This window comes from Candidatus Paceibacterota bacterium (assembly GCA_035452965.1).
In the GTDB taxonomy this organism is placed as follows: domain Bacteria; phylum Verrucomicrobiota; class Verrucomicrobiia; order Limisphaerales; family UBA8199; genus UBA8199.
In genome coordinates this window covers 1-20,051 of the sequence record DAOTCE010000052.1, presented here as the reverse complement: position 1 = coordinate 20,051, position 20,051 = coordinate 1, and the positions used below count along the sequence as shown (strand labels likewise).

The following is a 20,051-nucleotide window of genomic DNA, read 5'->3' as shown; positions in this document are numbered from 1 at the left end:
GCTTTGGGGGCCAGCTCTGCTCGGCTGTGAATAACTTTGGAGACGGTATCAGGGTAAGTGAGGCACGAACGCCACCCTGGGTAACGCCGCCAGGAAATTCACCCTCTCCCCATCCGATGGGGAGAGGGAAGGGTGAGGGGTAAATCCGTGTCTATCCGTGTCCATCCGTGGTTCTAACATTTCCGCAACTTTCTAATAGGGGGTGTCATTCTTTGACACCCCCCACATGGTAAGATTGTCGGATGCTGGGTGAGTTCCGCCCCGCACCAAAGAAAGGAAATACATGGAAAGCGTGGTTCAAAGTCGGTTGCAGTCGGTTCAGTTCGGAGAAGCTCAGACCTATAAAAACATCACCATTCTGCCCCTCATCGCCCCGGCAGACGGCACATTCCAATACCGCACCCTCGGCGAAGCCCTCGCCACCTGGGACATCGCCATCACTGAAGTTTCCGCCGCCGGCTCGGTTCCCGACCTCCTGGTCGTCAACCGCGCCAACAAGCCCGTCCTCCTCATCGACGGCGAGGAGCTCGCCGGCGCCAAACAGAACCGCGTCCTGAATACGTCCATCCTCATCAAAGAAGTCTCAGAGACCAAGATCCCCGTCAGTTGCACCGAGCAGGGTCGCTGGTCCTACGCCTCCCAGGCATTTGCCGAATCCGGCCACGTCATGGCTTACAAGAGCCGCTCCAAGAAGACCCGCTCCGTTCACCAGTCCCTCGAATCGTGCGGCGCCCCCAAGTCCGACCAGGGCGAAGTCTGGAACGGAGTCGCCGAACTCCAGCTCAAAGCCTGCTGCATGTCCCCGACCTCCGCCATGAGCGACGTGTATAAAGCCAGGGATGAGGACCTCCGCAAGTGCGACGAAATCTTCAAGCCCGTCGCCAACCAGGTCGGCCTCCTGGCCTTCATCGGCGGCAAACCCGCCGGCGCGGACATCGTCTCGCTCACGTCCGCCTACGCCAGGCTCCATCCCAAGCTGGTCCGCAGCTACACCCTGGAGGGCCTGCTCGATTCCCCACCCTCTCCGCCCCGGGGAGAGGGCAAAGGTGATGTGGACCCCAAAGCCCCGGCGAATTCATCACCACCATCTGGCGCGACTGGTTAACCGAAAGAGTCATGGCCGAACTGCAGCTCAACGAGCGGCAGAAGCAGGCGCTAACCTTCGTCAAAACCCACGGCCGCATTGACAACAGCGACTACCAGAAACTGCTTTCTGTCTCCAAACCCACCGCATCTCGGGACCTCGAACAACTGCGTTCGCTGGGGGTGCTGGAGAAGATCGGCCACACGGGCAAGGGAACCTACTACGTCCTCGCCCGCAAAGGGCTCACAAACGGCTCAAAGGGCTCAGCCCCGGCGAAGGGCTCACAAAGGGCTCAAACGGCTCACCCGGCCCCGGCACGAGCTGGGTGCTTGCCAAACGCCCCGCGCCCCAAACCGGCCCGAAGGAGGCCACCGAAACAGTCGTAAGCCAGAGGAGCCGCATCAAGGGACACCTCATGCCCACCAGTCGCCGCGCGCTCCCCGAAGACCTCAAACAACTTCTGGACCTCATCCATAAGGGCCAGCTCTTTGCCCTCCAGGATTGGATCAAAGCCGGCAAACGCCTTCGGACCTCCGAAGGCCCCGGCAAGACCCTCCCGCTCCTCCAGGAAGCCATCCGCACCGGCTTCCACAGCATGGTCGAAGAACTCCTTCGCGCCGGCGGCTGGTCCCCGCCCGAGCTCGCCGATGCCCTCGACCTCGCCCGCGCACGCAAGCGCTACGATATCGCCGACCTCCTCGTCAGCCACGGCGCCCAGGCAAAACAGTTGGACTTCCAAACCTGCTGCAAGGATCTCGACCTCGGCGCGATGGAACGACACCTGCGCGCCGGCACAGACCCAAACCGCGACAACGTTTTCGCTGAAGCACTTTGCACGATCAAAGCCCGCCCTCTGCTCCGATTCTACCGCCAGTTCCGCGCCGAATTCTCCGCCCTGGACGATCAAGCCGCCCTCGCGCTTTGCGACGCGGTCCAGCACAACCAGGTCCGCTGGACTGCCCTCCTCGCTTGGGCCGGCGCCGACCCGTTCCGTCCGGTCCCGAACGACCTCTCCGGCTTGTTCCCGGTCGACCCCGAAAACTGCACAACCGCCGCCCGCGAGGCACTCTGGCATAACAATCCTGACATAGCTCCTCAGCGACCCTGCGCATCGTCTTGCTCCAAAGCAATCGATGAAGCTCCTCACGTGTGACTCTGATTGGCTCCCGAATCATCGCTCGAGGTTGCTCCCCCGCCGCCCTCGCTCAAGTAAAAACAACTCACACCAAAATTCCCTCCCGTTCTTCGTCACTTTCAATACCATCCTCTGTAATGGGCAAGAAACGCGAGCTTTCCGATTATTCGAGGCAGGAACTCCACGATCTAGTCTGGTCCACTCCCGCCAGCAAACTCGCCGGCGAGCTCGGAATCTCAGACGTAACCATCGCCAAACGATGCAATAAGCTGAACGTGCCCTACCCCTCGCCTGGCTACTGGGCCAAAGTCGCAGCCGGTCAGGCCCCGCCAAAGAGTCCGCTGCCTCTAACAAGTGAAGAGCTCTCTGCCAAAGAGGCGCGGAACCCGATGCCGAAGTCTCTCCCTCTCCCAACCCGACTAACTCCGTTACATCAGACGGCGTCCGAACTCCTCACGGCGCTGAACAAGGCCGGGCTCGACTCATACAAGCGGGCCGAGCTTCGTAGGGAGCCAAACCTTCCCGAAGTAGTGGTCTCCAAGAATCTGGCCGAACGCGTAGGGAAGGCCTTTCACGTGATACTCGGCAGCCTGGAACCACTGGGGATCAACTGGCGCAAATCGCAAAGCTCTTGCAACCCCGGTCATTTCAGGAAAGGCCAGGACAGGCTCCAGCTCAGCATCGCCGAGGATGTTATACGCCCGGATGGCTCACGAACCTATCCGCCAAGTTATGAATACCCTCGCCAGACCGGCAAGCCCGCTGGGCTTCTCACCTTTTCAATTAAAGAATCCCGTCACTACAGCAGCGAAGAACTTCAAAAGTGGTCCGAGACCAACAAACTGCCATTGCAAGAATTGCTCGCTCAACTCGTGGGGGCGGTCCGCAAACACTTCCTCGACGCTCAGGAACTTCGAGCGCAGCAAAAAATCGAGTGGGAGAAGCAACGCATCGAGTCCGAGCGCCGCTGGCGGGAACACCAGAAACAGGAAGCCATCCGCCTCCAGCAGGAGAAGGAACAGAAGCACGCCGAAGAAGCGCCTGAATAGCTTCGAGCTCTGCCTTGGCTTTCTCCGCCTCGATAAGCTTGGCGTGGTTCTCGACAATCGGTTTCAGCAGCTCCAGTTGGGCGCCGGCCTTTTGGATGGCTTCCCAACAAGCGCTGAGCTGTGTGAAATGAGGCTTGAGATGCGCTTGGATGTAGTCCCCCGTCCTGGTCGGCTCGAGGAGGTGCTTGCGGATAAACGTGTTAAGATCATGGACTTCCTTGACGCCGATGACCTGGTTGAAAACCTCGAGAGCGCTAGCACCGGGGATGCCCAAGTAGCTGCGGAATTTGACTTCGTAGGCGGAAAATGAGTTGAACACCTCGAAGCCATGCGTTTGGAGCTGCCGTTTGAACTGGCGGCCTTCGCCGAGGTTTGTGAGGTGTTCCTTGATGGTCCGTTCCTGGCGCGCGACGAGGTAGTGCTGATAAGTCTCGTCGTTCTGCATCCAGAGGATTTGGGCCAAGGTAACGACGGCGCCGGTATATTCGTTGGCGAATACGGCCAATATGCTGGACTGCTCGCCTTCGGATCGGTGGAACTGCAGGATCGCCGTTGCGGAATCTTCTTGGCTGGAGGCACCGTAGGCCCCGCGGATGTAGGTCTTCTTGGTGCGGTCTTTTCTCGTGTTCCTAAGCTTCTGGTCCACGGAGGCATCGTTGTAGGTAAGCTTGGAAGGCGGGACGAGAAGCGTTCGCAGTGCGTCGGCTGCAGTGGACTTGCCACTTCCATTGCTGCCGGAGATGAGCGTCCAGCGGCAGTCCGCGATGAGGCGGTCGATCTTTCCGTGGAAGGTGCCCCAGTTGAGAACCTCGAGGCGCTTCAGGCGGAATCCGGGCAGGGTGGGTTGGCCGTCAGTCGCTTGTATCGGAATTAAGGTTTGCATACTTGCTGAGCCGAAGTTTGATATCCTCGAGCTGCTCGGGGCCCAGTTTAGCTTTGATGATCGGTTTAGCTTCGTAGGTCTCCGGGTCGTCGCTGATTCTCTCGAGGTAGCCGAGGTCTGTCAGCCTTTGGATTGCGGCGGAGATCCGGCTCATATCTCTGACCTGGTTTGTGCTTTCCTTCAGGAAGGCGGAGACGAGGTCCTGCAGTTCCCCAACGGTTTTCATGAGACGCGTAGCATCCGGGGCTGCGGTGTCAAAGCGGCAGAACTCCTCCCGGAGACACACGAGGAGCAGGGTAGCTTGGTAGCTAAGCTGTCGGCGCTGGGTGAGTTTGGGCACGCGGTCCACCCCTTCGATCTGGATTTGATCGAGGAAGGCGAAGCCCTCAGCTTCATCCATGACGAGCCTGAGACCCAGGCTGTGGAAAAAGTGATTTACCTTGTCTTGGTTAGTGCGGAGCACCTCCCAATCCTCCTGGTCTTTGCGGTAGATCGCTTCTTTGAGAAGACGCGTCTTTACGAAGTCTAAGGGTGTAAATTCAGTGTTCATCGGCAGAATAGCACACGGGGAACCCGCCATTTTGTGGGTTTTGGGGCAGCAACGGTGATGACTTGGTCTTCCTCGCCTACGTAGTGTTTCCGGTCAGCCAGAGCCACTAGCAGGTACCCGAGGACTTCAAACATGCCGTACTTGGGCGGGAAGTGATCCAGAACCTGCTCGAGTGTTTGTGTCTGGTGGTCTTCCAGTACCGCTCGAATGTTCGTCCGCATTTCGTGCAGGCTGATGTGCGGAAGATTGGAGAACGCCTTAAGGTCTTCCTTGCTGATGGTGCCGTCGGCCACGTTCACTTGGTCGAGGACAGTCATTTGGGGCGGTGCTTGCCAAAGCGGCCGGCTGATGGCGTTGAAGAAATTCTCAAACTCCAGGACATCGAACACGGGCTCTTCCGGAGGATTGGGACGGAGTTGGATGGCCAGCGCTTGTATGTCCTGGATTAGCTCCTGCACCTTGGCACGGTCGGCGGCACGGCGGGTATCCAAAACGCGGCGGAGGTTGGTGGCCATGCGCTGGCCGGAGTCCAAAACCTTCTCCCCCTCGGTGAGGAGATGGGAGACGAGGTTGGTGAGTAGCGGGCTCGACCTGAGCCTATCGTTGAGGTCTTTCAGGGCAATGACCTTCTTGAGCGCGTCCTGAAATTCCTGCTGGCGTTGGGTGGAGAGCAGCAGGGCCCAGAAGGCATAGAAGGACTGGCCCTGTTCGGAGTTTCGCAGGGCCTCGTCGGCGTCGAGCATCTGGCCAAGGATGTTTCCCTTGGTGATGCCCGGCCTGGCATGGGCTTCCGCGATGGATTGGGCGATTCTCTTCAAGTTGTCTTCCACCATCCGGAAATCGCCCAAGAGTTCGCGAGCGGTTGAGAGGAGCTGGGCAAACCGCTCGTTGATTTGAACCGGCGTGTAGGTCGGGACGACTCCGGTGGTGCGGATGCGGTCGATTTCGTCTTGAATTTGTGTGGTTTCCGCTTCGAGTTGCTTTATGCGGGAGGTCGGGTCCGTGGTGGTGTTCTTCAGGAGGTCATCAAGGCCTTTGAAGATACTGTCGAGCCGGCTTTCGGTGCCAACGAACTCGGTGGTGGCGGCCAGTTGCTCCATCCACAGCAGGGCCTTTTCCGACCCGGAAGTCATCTCAAAAAGGGGCTCAGTGGAATCGTCGAGCATGTATTTCCGGAGCCACTGGTGGGCGTTGTCGCACCAAATCGAGAGATACTGAACGGCCGCCATCGTATAGTGTTCGGGTTCGGCGTCTCGTAGTTCTTCTAGGTACGTTTCCAGCAATGCGCGGATTTGTCCTTCCGGAAGCACCGTTCGGTGATGTGCCTTGAATGCACGGAACAGGAACCCGAGGACCATGGCCGCGTTGTCACTCCTGAGCAGGTCGACTGCTGGGTAGGCGGTAAGCTGTCTGAGTTCCTGGTAATCCATCTGATTTCGTCGGCTTGTGTATCCTACGCACTACTGCGTGGCTGGATACGTCGGCATATCGCCTGGTTCCTGTTGGCGGTTGGGGCACCAGGCGATTTCCGGCTGCCGAGAGCGTTGTATTCTATTTACGTCAGGCATGCAATGACCTGCTTGTGGGCTGGTACCACGCCTTATTCCCGATAGTGACGGCGGCGGCGAAGCGAGGCCATGTGGTCGGGCTGCGCGGTGTCTTCCAGGCGGAAGAAGGCAGCATGGATCACCTCATTTGCGTGGACCAGGGCCGTGCCGCACAGGGAGAAATGCTGAAACGCTGAAAGCTGAGATGCTGAAATCGGCTTGGGCTGAGGAGCCGAACGGTAACGAAACTCGGTGCCGTGGCCGACGGAGGGGAACTGGCGTTCTTCGGCGGCGGTGATTTCATCCAAGAATTGCCGGGCGCGGGCGGTAATGTCTGCAACCCCTTCAGGGTTGGGCACCATATTGGCGGGCGGGATCCCAGGGTGGCGCCCCGCAGCCCTCCGCGACCCTGGGCTACTTTCTTCAACCCCTTCGGGGTTTGGTGCGGATTTGTTCGAACTGGGGCTCGGGCAGGCCGTGGGCGGCTGTTTCCTTGATCATCATCAGGGTGCCGGTGCCGAATTTCTCGATGTAGCGGGCAAGGAAGAGCGCCTCGCAGATGCGATGGTTTCGGGCGATGGAGCGATGTGGCCGGCGCAGGAGCTCGGGTGTGAGCGGGGGGAGAAGTTCGCCGCCGCCAAAAAGACCCGCCGGGCCAACCTGGTGAAAGCTGCTGAAGATTGGCGCTTTTGTTGCTCGCTGCTTGAGTTCGTTGAACAGTGCGAACGGCACTGGAAAAGCCAATCGCAACTACTCACATCCGCACAACTCGAATGGCTGGCCTGGGCCAAACAGACCGTCGGTACCGCCTCGACATTTCCGGCAGACTTTCCCGACCCGACAAAAGATGGCGGATTCGACCCAAGTCCCATCCCCTTCGGAGGCCCGTACCCAACATCGAGAGACCTCGGCGAATAACTTCTCCCGGAGCGTCCGGCCCTACGCTGCAGCAACCGCTGGCGTCGACTGCGGAAAATTCACCGCATCTCGCCACTGCGCCACATCCTCCACCTTCTCCCGCTGATACACTTGGTGGATCAGCTCGGACGCATGGTTCACCAGGCGCATTGCCGCCTCCCGCGGCACCCCAGCCCGGCGCAGCCGGTTGATGTATGTCACCCGCAGGCAGTGGAAGCACAGGTGCGGTTTCTTGATCTTGATGAAGAACTGCTGCCACCGCCGCGACGGCTGGAACGGGAACTCCACCGTGAACCTCTCCTTGCTGCGGTGAAACTCCTCGAGCAAAGGCCGCAAGGCGGATGGCATCGGGACAGAAAAAGCCCGTTCCTCTCCGCCCTTCGGACACGGAAACGTGATCTTGTTCTCGACCAGGTCAATGCAACTGCGCGGAATCCGCGTCTCGCGCAGCCTGCAACCGGTGTGCAAGGCAATCTCGAAGGCCCTCTGCATCCACGCCGGTTCATCCTTGAGCTTGCCCCGGATCTCCACAACTTCCGCGTCCGTCAACTCCGGCTTCTTCTCGGCCATCTCGCGCCGAAGCTTGATGCTCACAAGCGGGTTGGCATCGGCGTGGCCGAGCCTCACCGCCTCTCCCATGATCATGGCGAGGATCTTCAGTTCCAGAATGGCAGTATTGCGACCAACGGTCTTGCCCGTCTTCTTCTTGTACGACGTCCGCCACTCCACGTACTCAACCGCGTTCTTGTAGGTAATGATCCTCGGCGAGTGGTAGCGCTTCGTCTGGAGCCAGAGACCCAGCCACTTCCAGGCATCGAGGTAGCGCTCCAGGGTGCGCGGACTTTCGCAGTGGTGCTCAAGATACTTGGTGACCCACCCGTCCCAGTTCCCGCGGTCAATCCCAGGCGCCCGGCGGTACTCCGCCGCTTCCTTCTCCGCGCGCAGTTCCTTTGCCCTCGCCGTCTCCTTCGGGCTATCGGCGCGCAAACCAGTGGACTTGTGGCGCTCATGTTGGTCCTCATCGATGTAAACCAGATACCAGAAAGGCGACCGCTTTTTGCGATAGAGATAAGCCATAGCGAGTGCAAGTAGTGCAAGTAACTATTTCCAAAGCAAGCCATTTTCCTCAGGAAAATAGCCAACGTTATCCCACTTTAACTACCACTCCTGTAATGAGGGTTCGATTCCCTTCACCCGCTCCATTCCCCAAAAACACCTTCACAATAAGGGTTTCGCAGCACTTCGCCCCTCCCTAACAGCCCTAAATGCATAACAACTGCATAACAGGCACCTCGGCGGTTATTCTGGTCCCCCACGTTACCCAAACCGCTGTTAGCAGTAAGCCCCAACCGCCCCGTCACCACAGCGCGGCTCCGATAGCCGTCGCGGCTCCCAACGGCACCCAATCGCGCGTCGGCTTTTTTTCGTGCACCGCTAGCTTGAGAGGTCCATCATTGCGCGACTTTTCGTCATGGGCGGCACTTGCGCAAACCTGTTGATCGGCAAGGTGTCCCTTCCGGGCCACCGTGTCACTCACCCTGCCCCCGCGCCACCAGTCCGGCCCTCCGGGCCATCGCCAACCCCGTAGCCCCGGACCATGCTCGAGACCAAGCCCCTCTTTCACCCGGAAGTCATCCGCCAGCAGCTCCTGGCCTTCACCCCACCCGGCCGGGTCGAGGAACACCAGCCCAAGCTCAAACACTGGGCCGACCTCATCGCTTCCGGCCGCGCCGACGAGTTCAAGGAAACCGCCCTACTGCCCGACTTCCTCAACGACATCTTCTGTGGCCTGCTCGGCTACACTGGCCCCGCCGCCTCACCCGAGAGCTTCACCCTCTCCCGCGAAACCACCATCGAGGTGGACGGCCAGCGCGCCGATGCCGTTCTCGGCCGCTTCGGCAAAAAGGACCACCGCTTCATCGCGGTCCTCGAAGGTAAAGGCACCCGCGACCCGCTCGACCGCCCGTTCGCCGGTCGGCCCATGTCTGCGGTCGACCAGGCCTACCGGTACGCCATCAATCTCCCGTGCGACTGGATAACAGTTACCTCCATGCGGGAGACCCGCCTCTACCACAAGGGCTCCCAACAAAACACCTTCGAGCGCTTCGAGACCGCGCGCATGGCCGCCGACCCGGTGCTCCTGAAGCGCTTCGTTTTCCTGTTCGGCGCCGAGCGAGTCACGCCGCCCCAGCAGGGCTGCCACTTCAACGAACTGCTCCGCGCCTCCGAGCACGTTGGCCGCCAGCTCACCAACCAATTCTACGCCCTCTACTCCGATATCCGCCAGCGCGTCCTCACGCGGCTCTGCAGGGCCAACTCGTCCGTCGCCTCGGCCGAAATCCTCCGCTGCACCCAGAAGCTGCTCGACCGCGTCCTCTTCTGCGCCTTCTGCGAAGATCGTGGCCTGCTCCCGGCAGAGTCGCTCCAGCACGCCTACGAACACCGCGACCCTTACAACCCCCGCCCGGTCTGGCACAACTTCCGCAGCCTCTTCCACGCCATCGACGAGGGCAGCGCCGCCCTGAGCATCCCCGCCTATAACGGCGGCCTCTTCGCGCCCGATCCGCCCCTGGATGCCCTCTCGGTGCCTGATGAGGTCTGCGCCCACTTCCGCGACCTCGGCGGTTTCGACTATCGCCCCTCCCGTCAGATCGCCGACTCCAACGAAGACACCCACGCCCGACCGGTTATCGACGTCGATATCCTCGGCCACATCTTCGAGCAGTCCATCACCGACCTTGAGCGCATGCGCCAGCAGCTCGAGGCGCCGGCGGGCCCCGTGGACGAGGCTGAGGCCGTCAGCCGCCGCAAGCAGGAAGGCGCCTTCTACACCCCCGCCTTCATCACCCGCTACATCGTCGAGCAGGCCTTGGGCGGCGTCCTCAAGCAGCGCTTCGAGGCGCTCCGCCAGCGCCACGAGACCGACACCACCGGCACCGCCCGCAAGGCCCTCGCCGATCCCAACGCCTACGACCTGGCAACCATCAACGATCCCCAGCGCAAGGCCCTCATCCGTTTCTGGGAAGCTTGGCAGGAAGAACTCAAAAACCTCCGCATCCTGGACCCCGCCTGCGGCAGCGGCGCCTTCCTCATCGAAGCCTTCGACCAGCTCCACACCGTTTTTGATAAATCCAACGCTCGCCTGGAAGAGCTCCGCGGCCAGCGCACGCTGTTCGACCTCGATCGCCAGATCCTCCAGAACAACCTCTACGGCGTGGACCTCAATGCCGAAGCCATCCAGATTTGCCAGCTCAGCCTCTGGATCAAGACCGCCGCCAAGGGCAAGCGTCTAACCAGCCTCGACCACACCATCCGCGAGGGCAACAGCGTCATCAGCGACACCGCCGTCCACCCCAAAGCCCTCGACTGGCAAGCCGCCTTCCCCGAGGTCTTCGCCCAAGACGGCTTCGACGTCGTTGTCGGCAACCCGCCCTACGTCCGGCAGGAACTCCTCACCCCTATCAAGCCGTGGTTGGAGAAAAACTACCAGGCCTTCCACGGCATGGCCGACCTTTACGTCTATTTCTACGAGCTGGGCCTGCGCGTCCTGAAGCCCGGTGGCCTGCTCTCCCTCATCGTCACCAACAAGTGGATGAAGGCCGGCTACGGCGAACCCCTGAGGAAGTTCTTCGCCGACAAAGCCTGGATCCGCTCCGTCGTGGACTTCGGCCACGCCAAACAAATCTTCGTGGAAGCCGACGTCTTCCCCTCAATCATCGTCGCCCAGAAACCCACCGACGCACCCAAGCCGACGACCGCCAGGCTCTGCACCATCCCGCGCCAACAGCTCCGCATCGACGACCTAAGCGTCCAGATCGAGACTCAGGGCGCCGATATGGACTTAGACCAGCTGGCACGAGTCGGCTGGCAGCTGGAACCCCGAGGGGTTTTCTCTCTGCTGGACAAGTTGGATCGAGCAGGCCGGCCACTCAAAGACTTTGTTGGCACCGAGCCCCTTAGCGGTATCAAGACTGGCTTCAACGAGGCCTACCTCGTTGATAACGACACCCGCAAGGCCCTCGTGAAGCAGGACCCGCGGTCAGCCGACCTCATCAGGCCCTACCTGCGCGGACAGGATTTCCACCGTTGGCTTGCCGACACAGCGGGCTGGTCCATGATCGTCCTCGCCTCGAGCGAGAACCGCGAATGGCCTTGGTCAGAAGGAGGCCAAGACGCAGAGGCAATATTTGCCAACACCTACCCAGCGATTAGCGGCCACCTGGCACAATTCAGGGCCGAGCTCCAGAACAGACAGGACCAGGGACGCTTCTGGTGGGAGCTACGCTCCTGCGCCTACTGGGAGCAATTCGCCCGGCCCAAGATAATGTACCCGGACATAAGCTGGCAGCTGCAGTGGTGCCTCGACTCTGCAGCAACCCTTTGCAACAACACCGCATACTTTTTCCCCACCGGTGACGCCTGGGTGCTGGCCGTGGCAAATTCTCCAGCCATCTGGTGGTATGCGTGGCGCCGCGCCACACATGGGAAAGATGAAGCGCTTCGCTTCTTCAAGCCGGTCGTCAACAATCTCCCGATCCCACAGCCCACCGACAACCAGCGTCAAGAAGCTGAATCCATCGTCCGCCGCCTAATCGCAATCACCTCCACTCAGCAACAAACGCAGCGCACCGTGCTCGATTGGCTCCGCGTCGAATACGCCATCGAAAGGCCCACCAACAAGCTCCAGGGCCTGATCGAGCTGGATTCCGACACGCTGGTCGCCGAGGTAAAGCGCATCCGCGGCAAGAAGCACCCACTCACCGCCGCCGGCATCAAAGACCTCCGCGCCGAGCACACCCGCACCATAGAGCCCGCCCGCGCCCTCGCCGCCGAAGCCCTCCAGCTCGAGCGCCAGCTCAGCGACCTCGTCAACCAGGCCTACGGCCTCACCCCCGCCGAGATCGCCCTCATGTGGCAAACCGCCCCGCCTCGCATGCCCATTCCGTCTCCCGGAGTCTCCGCGCCACAATCCGAGCCGCGATAGCCAAAGGCACGAACTTGTTTCAGAAGACACAGCTCCAGTTCGAGATGTCTCAAGCAGAGGAGCAGTTCAAAGCCTGCTGGTCGAAGCTCGTCATTCTCCTCTACCGTGGCGACCAGAAACAACTCCTGGACGCCATCACCACCTTTCAACCCACGCTAGCAAAGGCCCTCTACCGCCTCGAATCTGTTTACCAAAAACTCTGCCAGGAAGGCCGTGACCTGGTGGCCCGGAGAAAGACGCTCACGCGCAGGGGCCTCCGCCAAAGACTGCATACCATCAACGGGTTCAAACACCTTCTGAAGCAAACCAGCGATGTGGGCAAGGCCCTCGGTGATGGTTTCGCGTGGTTCTTCTACCAGAACGAGCGCGAACTCGTCCGCAGACACCTCGAACAGCAGTCCAACCCCCATCCGCCAACAGGCATAGGCGGCCTCGGCGAGGTGGAATTCGTCACCCGGATTCCGAAGCTCGGTGACTACTTCGTACTTGGCCACTCCACCACGACCTTCCTGCGGCTCGGAGATGTAAGTCTGATTGACCTCGCCACATTCCGCGTCGCTGCAATTGGCGAATTAAAAACCCACGAATCCGGCAACTCACGCATCTGCGTCAGCATTAACCTCGTAGGCCGTAAAGGCACCACACCACCCCAGCTGCCTATCCCCGTGGCCGCGGCCGGCCCCTCCGCCCCTCCGCCGAAGCCTCTGCCTCCCGCACTTCAGCAGCGCTTGGTCCGGCAAATATCGAGAATCAAGGACTCGTTTAAGCCAAAACCATCCGACGGCGAGCTCGGCTACCTGAAGTCAAGCGGCTACTCCCTCCACGACAAACTCGCGGAGCTCCATAATCACTGCTCGGTGAAAGGCTGCGCATACGTGCATGCCGATCGAGGCCTATTACTCATCGGCTTTCCTCGTACAGGCCAAACCCTGTACCCGCGGCTAACCGCTAATATCCCCGGAAAAGCAACTTTTAAGCGCTTGCGCATCGATGAGGCAGCCAAGGCCTTGGTCGACAAGTCGCTCCCCGACAACAGCCTACGAATTGACTGGGTACATTACCGCGCCAGGCAACGTTACGAACTCGAACGCGATATGCCTCCGCTCGCGTGGTGGCCGCTGCCCTCCTCCGTGATCGAAGCTCTGCTCTTCAAAAAACTTGCAGTCATGACGCTCTACAACCCCGCGTTCCTTCTAGCCAGGCTCCGATCCGCCGGTCTCCAGGTGACCTCAACACGCGAAGGTGCCATCACCATCGAAAAGCAGTCGAAAGAAAAGCGGCTGAAAATCGAAGGCATCCCCTACTTTCTCCGGCTCGTCCAGTGCTACCTGCTCTCTGATACAACACTATCCACCTTAATCACACAAATGGCCTCCACTCTGGAGTCGGCCGACCTGGGGCGGCCGGGAACCGTTCACTGGAACTTGGATTTCCTCTTCTCCTGAGGTGCGTGCCATTGTCGCCACCGCTCCACAGCCCCCGTGTGCTCCTCAACGACGGTGCCCCCAAGCCATGACGCCCGCCACCACCCGCCAGAGCCACCTATAGTACTATAGTGCTATCGCGGCCTATGCCGCCTTCGCCCCCGCTTGAGCGAGTTGCACCCTCTGAGCAATCTCCTGCGCCGTCAACCTCGCCGCCGGATTGTCGGTCAGTTGCTCCACCAGCCCGGAGACCGTTGTGAACACGCCAGCTTCCTTCTGGTGCTCCATGAGCCACTTCACGAACTGCGCATCCACAGCTTGTCCCTGCGGTGTGGTGGTCAGGACCGCCCGGGCCGTCTCCACACCCTGGACGAGCGCCTCATTCACCTTCCGGTTCCGCACCTGCCGGTACCCGTGATACAGCCCCGCCAGCGCCAGCGCCAGGATGCTGCCAATGCCCGGCGCGAACGTGTTCACCACCGACCCCGCGGCCTGGATCACCGCCTCCGCCTCAGGCTTGGCAACCAGATTGGTCACCGGGACCTGCACCAGGTTGGTGTAGAACACGGGCACGATGTTGGTCACAACCGCGGTCACCATGTTGGTCGCCACCGGCTCGCGTGCCAGGTAGCCAGACACCGCCCCGGTCGCCGCATCGGTCACGTACACGATATTGGTCCGCTCCGTGACCACCGGCACTGTGTTGGTCACGACCACCGTGTTAGTGAACACATGCACCACCGGCGCGTTCGTCCACGTCACTTCCTGCTTGTACGCCGCCCGATCCAGCGAGGCGCACCCGCTCGCACATGCCAACAGCAGGGCCAAAGCACCCGCTACCGCCGCCGCCCAAACAATCTTCTCACCGCGACTCATGCTCTTCACGACTGTTTCCTTTCCATCCGGACGAGGCGCAGCTCATCCCTGCACTCCTCCAGAACTTTTGTGTTGTTGTCTAGGCAGACGATGAGCTTGGCATTGGCCGCGCTCTGCTCTGCCACTACACCACGCAGGCTCTCCTGATAGCTGTCCCTCGCCTGCTTGTGGTCCGCGATCAGCCGCTCGTGTTGCAGCACGAAGTACCGCATCACGAACCATGCGAACACGCCGAACACCACCAAGCTGGCTACGAACAACCACCGGTCATTCATCGCCGCGGCGCGGTCCACGTTGCTGATCAAATCCGTTACGTTCATGTTCGTCATGGCACCATCACTCGCTCCATCAGGAGCCGGTTCACGCGGAAGAACTCCGCCCGGTTCGTCGCCGGGAACCACGTCGCTTCACCCGTCACGCTCCCCCAGGCCGCTAGATTTGTGCTCCGACCGAATACCGGCGCTACCCTTACCCACGCCTCACCCGCCATCGCCGGCGGCAGGGGCTTGCTCTCCCACGACACCTCACTGCTGAAATCCGACTCCAGCCCGTTGGTGCTGTAGGCCGTGGCCGCAAAGAACCACCGCCCCCGGTGCGGCAGCACCACCGCCTGTGTCAGGACCAGCCCCGCGTTGGTCACGCCGAAATACGCCCGCGAGTTCGTGCCCCAGTAAACGCGGTAGCCCGCCACCGCCGCCGAGGGCGACGCATCCCATGCCAGCGTCAACCGCTCCGCCCCAGCCGACACGGCCCACGCCAGAAACACCGTTGTCCTGAGCCACTTCATGCCCTCACCAGCCGCACACTGCCGCTGCCCCCCTGAATCAGCGCCCCATACTTCGCCAGCATCGCCTGGGCGACCCGCGACACAATCGGCCGCGTGTCCTCCTTGCTGTAGGTCGTGCTCGACTGGCTGCTTGACCCGCTCGTGCCGGTATGTGTCGCTTGGCTCGTCTGCGTTGCGCTGATCCCTTCCCCCGGCGGCGCCGCTGTCCGGTCCACAATCAGAAGTTCCCGCGCCATCTCGCACGTCGCCCGCACCACCGCCGCCGGCACGCTGTCATACGGAACGAAGTTCGAGCCAATCGACACCAGCGCCGAGAGCCTCACCAGCCCTTTGTCCGGGTCAGGGCACTCCGCACGCGGCCACTGCAAAGCCTGGCTCGCGTTGGTGCGGCTGCCGTTGAACTGGAACTGCGAGTCAATCAGGCGCGTCGCCATCATCAGTGCCGCTTCCTTCCTCTGCTCAGTCGCCCCGGTCCACGCCGATGCATACAAGTGCGCCTCGTGGTACATGTCCCCGTCCGCCACGTCCGCGTAGCTGTTCGCGTCGCTCATGCCGCTCCCGTCTTCTTTAACCAAAGTCAGTGCCATCTTTCGCTCCTACGACCTGCCCGCCTACGGAAACGCCCAGTCCCGGCTGTTGATGTCCACCTCGCACACATCCGACCACGCGCCCTCACCTCCCACGTCCACGCACCGCACCCGGTACCGCAGCAGCGTGTTAGTATTCGTCGCATACACATGCACCCACTCGTAGCTGCTCACGCCGCCCCAAGTGCCAACCCTGTCGGAAACCGCTGGCCACGCGATCGGCTCGAAGCTGCCCTCCCCATCGAGGTCCTGCGCGATCTCGAACGTTCCGTCGGAGAACGGGTCAGTGGGATACGACCACGACAGTCTCACCGACACCCAGGCAGGGTCGGTCGGACACCAGAAGGCCACCGCTGGATTCAGCACCACTTGCGGCGGCACACCGTCTCCCCAGCCTTGGGCCCGCCCGCGTCGCCGCTTCTGCTGCCGCAGCGCCCACCAGGCCCGCAGCACCGCGCTCAAGCCCCTACTTCCCCGGCCCGCCTGTAATGCGCTTCGCATCGTCCTCCTTCCGCTGCTGCTCCTGGCCGGCACTCGCTTGCTCAGGCTTGACCTTCACCGCAACACCAGCAGGCTTGGCGTCCGCTCCACCAGCGGCCCCGGCCACCGGGACCAGCGAACGCCTCGCCCGCCGAATGATTGGAAGCAAGCCATCCATGCTCAGATGGCATTCGCTCCAATGGCGATCTGCTTCCAGTTCGTGCCGTCGCTGAACGCCAGGCACGGCACCGCACCCGTCCCCCCAGCGCTCAGGTAAAGCAGCGCGCCAGGATTCCTCGCTGCCGTGACCCCCGCCGCCGTCAGCGACGCAACGTTGGTGAACGGACGGCTCCTGAGGTTCAGTTGCTCGCCGCCACGAATCTTCTGGAAACTCCACGGAATCTCTTTGCCCATATCGCTTGTCCTTTCACAAGGAGCGCGGGCGTCCTCGCAAACCCAAGGTCCGCTCAGACGCCCGCTCTCGCTCAGTTGTTGTGCGTCACCGCCACGATCCGCACGTTCTTGTTCTCGAACACCCGCGTCCAATTCGCGCCGTTCTCCAGCTCCGCGTTGGTCGGCGAGTCGCCGGCCACGCTGGCGCTGTTGAACTTCACACCCCGCGGATGCAGGATGTAGCGCCGCCGGTTGATCAGGTCCGAGTCGCTCGCCAGGGCATCGCGGTAGAACTCCACGCCCTCAGTCCCGATGCCGCCTTGCACCGGCGCACCGCTCAGCGGCGCGGCGCCCTTGGCAAACGCGCCCGGCCCGAACAGGTAGGTCGTATAGACCGTCCCGTCCGTGCTGCCCGCTCGCGTCGGCAGGTTGTCGTCAACCACCACGCGCCGGCCCTGGAAGCTCTTGATCTGCGCCTTGCCCTCGCTGTCAGGGACGAAGTCAATCAGATCCAGCTTCCGCAGCGCCGCCTCAGTGGCCGAATGCATCGCCACCGCCGTCAGCCGGTCCCCGCGGTCGCCCAGCTTCACCGTCGCATCCACGAACGTCGCGCCGTTCAGCCGCGTCGAGGCCGACTGTCCTGCCACCGACTCCGAGTGAATCGCCAGCAAGTTGCCGCTCATGCTCGCAGCCGCGAAGATGCCCTTGAGGCAGGACACCACCAGCCCCTCATCCGTGCGCGCCCAGTAGGCCGCCACCAGGTCCACAATCGCCTGCATCGGGTCATCGCCCGAAATCACCTTCGCCAGGTGATTCACGCTCCACGCTTGCGCGTCGTTGTGAATGCGAGCGATGTCCTTGTCGGCGGTGATCTTGTTTACCGTCAGCGACGCCGAATCGCTCAACAGTTGCCGTGTCGCGGTCAGGTCCTTCCAGAACGGCATTTCCACCGTTCGCCCGCCGCCCGCCGCCAGTTCATCGAACACCGGCGAGTGCTCGATGATGCCGCATTGCCCGAACGCGCTCAGTTCCGCCGTCCGCTCAATCGCGTACTGCTCGAACTTCGTCGGGATGATGATGTCCGCAATAGCCGTCTTGGCCATAATTCAATCTCCGGTTGCGATCCGTCACGCTGCCGCCCGCAATCGCGCCGCCAGCGCCGGATCAGTTCTCTCCAGTTTCATTTGCTCCGTCAGGTTCCACGTTTCCTTGCGGAACGGATTCCTCACGGACCGATTTCCACCAGCCCCACCGGAGCCGTTGCCGGCGGCACCGCCACCAGCGTTGGATTCAAACAGATGAGGAGCGTCAGCAACCTGCTGCTCCACCCACTCATCCAAAGTCATTGCCGCGCTGCCATCCTTGCCCACGCGCACAGTCTGGCCGTCGGCCTCAAAAGCCGTCGGCACGCCATTCACCAGGCGGAACACATTCCGCGCCCGGGCGGTGATGTCAGGCATCGCCGTCGCCCGCAGCCCGCGCTTGGTCGCTGCCGCCACCACGCCCTGGTCAATCTGGATGCTCACCAGTCGCGAGTTGAGCGCATCCCGCTCGGACGCCGCCGCCGCAAGCTGCTTCTCCAGCTCGCCACGCGCCGCCTTCACTCGGGCCTCGACCACCTTCTCGGTCTCACCGGCCTTGAGTTGCTGCGCTTCCTCGAGCCGGCGCTTCTCGTCCGCCAGCCGGCGGACCTCGTCCGGGTCAATGCCCTCAAAGCGCTTCTTCTGCTCCGCCAGCTCGTTGCTCAGCGTGATGTTGTTGGTCCGGAACTCATCCAGCTTGGACTTGTCCACCGCACCATCAACGTCCAGCACCAGGGCGCCATCACGCTCCACGTAAAGCGCCTGCACCTCCGCCGGCACTTCATCCTTCGATTTGATTTTGAACTTCAATGCCATAGCTCACTCAGTTCTTCCCCGCCGCACCCTGCGCCAGGGCCAAAGCTTTCACCGCCGGCCGGTCCCGCTCACCGGCCTTGATCAACGCCGCCTCTTCCGGATTTGTTCTCCCCTCGGGCAGAACCTCACCCCGGCGGAACAACTCATGCATCGTGTCCTGGCTGATCGCCCCTGCCTGCCACGCCGCCACGATTGCCTGCACGTCCTGGCTCGCCAGCCCCTTGGTGCTGAAGTCGCTGTTCAGCGTCACCAACACCTGCTCGCTGGTCACGTCGTCAGGTAGCTCCTCCGTCGAGTTCCACCAGTACACCCAGCGAAGGAGTTGCGTCAGCGACTCGCTCACGCTCGCCGCCACGTTGCCCAGGATGCTGTATTCGCCCGACTGCCTCAGCTCGATCGCCGTGGCCGTCTCGCCCACCTTCTTCACGTCCTCCAGCATCCGCGACCCTAGCACCGCCATGAGCCGCTCATCGCGGTCCATCGCCCGCTCGAACGTCGTCAGCCCCTGCCCGGTGAACTCCAGGAATCCAGCCGCGGCCCCCGGCGTCTCGCTCACCCACGCCGAGCTCGAACCAATCCGCAGCGACGCCGTCTTGTCGAAGCCACTCACCCAGGCCGTCGGCAGCGCCGTGAAATGGAGCCCATGCTTGAAATCAGCATCCAGGCGGTAATGGTCAAGGTTCACCGCGATGATGTCTTCCAGCGGTCCGCGATCCACATCCGCCCGCGAATGCCGCGGCCCATGAAACACAAACGGAATCAACGGCAGCGGCTTGCCCAGCCGCCGCGGCACCCGCGAGTCAACCACCACCCACTCTGTCTTGCCCTTCTCCCCTTCGACAGCCTGCTCCTGCCACAAATCCACACGGCAGAACGCATCGCCGTCTTCACCCACGATCAAACGCAACACGCGAATCTGCTCCACCAGGTCGCTGACGAACGGGTCACCCTCTCCGCTCTGGGGAGAGGGCTGGGGTGAGGTGTTCCCCGTTCGATGTTCGGAGTTCGATGTTGGATGTTCGATGTTCGCCGTTTCCCTGAGCACCAAAAGCGTCAGCACATTCCGCCCCCGCACACGCCCCATCCGCCAGTTGATGATCCGCTCAGCCGGATAGAACACCGCATAGGCCCGTCGCTCGGCCCCTTGGCCTCTTGCGTCGCCACCTTCCCAATCCACCAGCGACCCTGCCCGTCCGAGCCCAACCACGTCCCCCACCACAACCTTGGCGTAGCCAGTCAGCGAGGTCCCCAGCATGTCCGCATCATTCTGGAACTCAGCCAACGCCCGACCAACACCCGTGCCTTCGCTCGGCAGCTTCACAAAAGGAGGCCGGCGGAAAATCAGCCCCAGGTAAGCCTCCGCCGTTCGCGCCGTCGCGTTGAAGAACGAAGCCCGCTTTCCATACGCCGCAAACTCCTCATCCGTTTGCGCATCCAACCGCGCCAGGTACTTCTC

Annotated in this window: 21 protein-coding genes; 8 read left to right on the top strand and 13 right to left on the bottom strand. The window is 61.7% G+C overall.

Going from position 1 to position 20,051, the window contains the following annotated elements; all coding sequences use genetic code 11:
• Positions 1-283: 283 nt before the first annotated feature.
• The 5 genes from P5205_21515 to P5205_21495 all read left to right on the top strand — a co-directional run bounded on the left by P5205_21515 (position 284) and on the right by P5205_21495 (position 4,142).
• Entirely contained in the window at positions 284-1,105 is an 822-nt protein-coding gene (locus P5205_21515; GenBank protein ID HSA12942.1) for a hypothetical protein, read from the top strand.
• 11 nt (positions 1,106-1,116) lie between these two features.
• Positions 1,117-1,470, top strand: coding sequence for a DeoR family transcriptional regulator (locus P5205_21510; GenBank protein ID HSA12941.1), 354 nt, complete (start codon positions 1,117-1,119; stop codon positions 1,468-1,470).
• A gap of 29 nt (positions 1,471-1,499) precedes the next feature.
• Positions 1,500-2,237: a hypothetical protein gene (locus P5205_21505; GenBank protein ID HSA12940.1), complete on the top strand. Its 738-nt coding sequence runs from the start codon at positions 1,500-1,502 to the stop codon at positions 2,235-2,237.
• 119 nt (positions 2,238-2,356) lie between these two features.
• Positions 2,357-3,268, top strand: coding sequence for a hypothetical protein (locus tag P5205_21500; protein HSA12939.1), 912 nt, complete (start codon positions 2,357-2,359; stop codon positions 3,266-3,268).
• Between the two features lie 328 nt (positions 3,269-3,596).
• On the top strand, positions 3,597-4,142 hold the full coding sequence (locus P5205_21495) for a hypothetical protein (protein ID HSA12938.1): 546 nt from the start codon (positions 3,597-3,599) through the stop codon (positions 4,140-4,142).
• Here P5205_21495 and P5205_21490 read toward each other — a convergent pair.
• The 3 genes from P5205_21490 to P5205_21480 all read right to left on the bottom strand — a co-directional run bounded on the left by P5205_21490 (position 4,120) and on the right by P5205_21480 (position 6,556).
• Entirely contained in the window at positions 4,120-4,701 is a 582-nt protein-coding gene (locus P5205_21490; GenBank protein HSA12937.1) for a DUF4194 domain-containing protein, read from the bottom strand. The two genes, P5205_21495 and P5205_21490, sit on opposite strands and share 23 nt — an antisense overlap.
• A complete protein-coding gene (locus tag P5205_21485; protein HSA12936.1) occupies positions 4,698-6,131 on the bottom strand; it encodes a DUF3375 domain-containing protein in 1,434 nt (477 codons plus the stop codon). The genes P5205_21490 and P5205_21485 overlap by 4 nt, the downstream gene beginning before the upstream one ends.
• 170 nt (positions 6,132-6,301) lie before the next feature.
• The gene (locus P5205_21480) at positions 6,302-6,556 is read right to left on the bottom strand and encodes a hypothetical protein (protein ID HSA12935.1); all 255 of its coding nucleotides are present in this window, start codon (positions 6,554-6,556) and stop codon (positions 6,302-6,304) included.
• A 142-nt stretch (positions 6,557-6,698) separates the two neighbouring features.
• On the opposite strand from P5205_21480, the gene P5205_21475 reads away from it, so the two are divergent.
• Complete coding sequence (locus P5205_21475; protein ID HSA12934.1) at positions 6,699-7,166, top strand: hypothetical protein; 468 nt, start codon at positions 6,699-6,701, stop codon at positions 7,164-7,166.
• 21 nt (positions 7,167-7,187) lie between these two features.
• Here the strand turns inward: P5205_21475 and P5205_21470 are convergent, their stop codons facing one another.
• Positions 7,188-8,243 carry a tyrosine-type recombinase/integrase gene (locus tag P5205_21470; protein HSA12933.1) on the bottom strand — a complete coding sequence of 352 codons (1,056 nt, stop codon included), beginning with the start codon at positions 8,241-8,243 and terminating at the stop codon, positions 7,188-7,190.
• A 520-nt stretch (positions 8,244-8,763) separates the two neighbouring features.
• On the opposite strand from P5205_21470, the gene P5205_21465 reads away from it, so the two are divergent.
• Both P5205_21465 and P5205_21460 read left to right on the top strand, forming a co-directional pair.
• Positions 8,764-12,150 carry an N-6 DNA methylase gene (locus P5205_21465; protein ID HSA12932.1) on the top strand — a complete coding sequence of 1,129 codons (3,387 nt, stop codon included), beginning with the start codon at positions 8,764-8,766 and terminating at the stop codon, positions 12,148-12,150.
• Positions 12,151-12,164: 14 nt separating this feature from the next.
• Complete coding sequence (locus P5205_21460) at positions 12,165-13,595, top strand: hypothetical protein (GenBank protein ID HSA12931.1); 1,431 nt, start codon at positions 12,165-12,167, stop codon at positions 13,593-13,595.
• A 123-nt stretch (positions 13,596-13,718) separates the two neighbouring features.
• Here P5205_21460 and P5205_21455 read toward each other — a convergent pair whose 3' ends face one another.
• From P5205_21455 to P5205_21415, 9 genes are all read right to left on the bottom strand, one after another.
• Positions 13,719-14,459: a hypothetical protein gene (locus P5205_21455; GenBank protein ID HSA12930.1), complete on the bottom strand. Its 741-nt coding sequence runs from the start codon at positions 14,457-14,459 to the stop codon at positions 13,719-13,721.
• Complete coding sequence (locus tag P5205_21450; GenBank protein ID HSA12929.1) at positions 14,456-14,779, bottom strand: hypothetical protein; 324 nt, start codon at positions 14,777-14,779, stop codon at positions 14,456-14,458. The genes P5205_21455 and P5205_21450 overlap by 4 nt, the downstream gene beginning before the upstream one ends.
• Positions 14,776-15,237, bottom strand: coding sequence for a hypothetical protein (locus P5205_21445; protein HSA12928.1), 462 nt, complete (start codon positions 15,235-15,237; stop codon positions 14,776-14,778). Before P5205_21445 ends, P5205_21450 begins: the two co-directional genes overlap by 4 nt.
• Positions 15,234-15,824 carry a hypothetical protein gene (locus tag P5205_21440; protein HSA12927.1) on the bottom strand — a complete coding sequence of 197 codons (591 nt, stop codon included), beginning with the start codon at positions 15,822-15,824 and terminating at the stop codon, positions 15,234-15,236. Before P5205_21440 ends, P5205_21445 begins: the two co-directional genes overlap by 4 nt.
• A 24-nt stretch (positions 15,825-15,848) precedes the next feature.
• The gene (locus P5205_21435; GenBank protein ID HSA12926.1) at positions 15,849-16,325 is read right to left on the bottom strand and encodes a hypothetical protein; all 477 of its coding nucleotides are present in this window, start codon (positions 16,323-16,325) and stop codon (positions 15,849-15,851) included.
• Between the two features lie 159 nt (positions 16,326-16,484).
• Positions 16,485-16,718, bottom strand: coding sequence for a hypothetical protein (locus P5205_21430; GenBank protein HSA12925.1), 234 nt, complete (start codon positions 16,716-16,718; stop codon positions 16,485-16,487).
• A 71-nt stretch (positions 16,719-16,789) separates the two neighbouring features.
• Positions 16,790-17,800: a hypothetical protein gene (locus tag P5205_21425; GenBank protein ID HSA12924.1), complete on the bottom strand. Its 1,011-nt coding sequence runs from the start codon at positions 17,798-17,800 to the stop codon at positions 16,790-16,792.
• A 24-nt stretch (positions 17,801-17,824) separates the two neighbouring features.
• Positions 17,825-18,595, bottom strand: a complete 771-nt coding sequence (locus P5205_21420) for a hypothetical protein (GenBank protein HSA12923.1) — start codon at positions 18,593-18,595, stop codon at positions 17,825-17,827.
• Between the two features lie 7 nt (positions 18,596-18,602).
• A partial coding sequence (locus P5205_21415; GenBank protein HSA12922.1) for a DUF4055 domain-containing protein occupies positions 18,603-20,051 on the bottom strand: 1,449 nt, incomplete at its 5' end.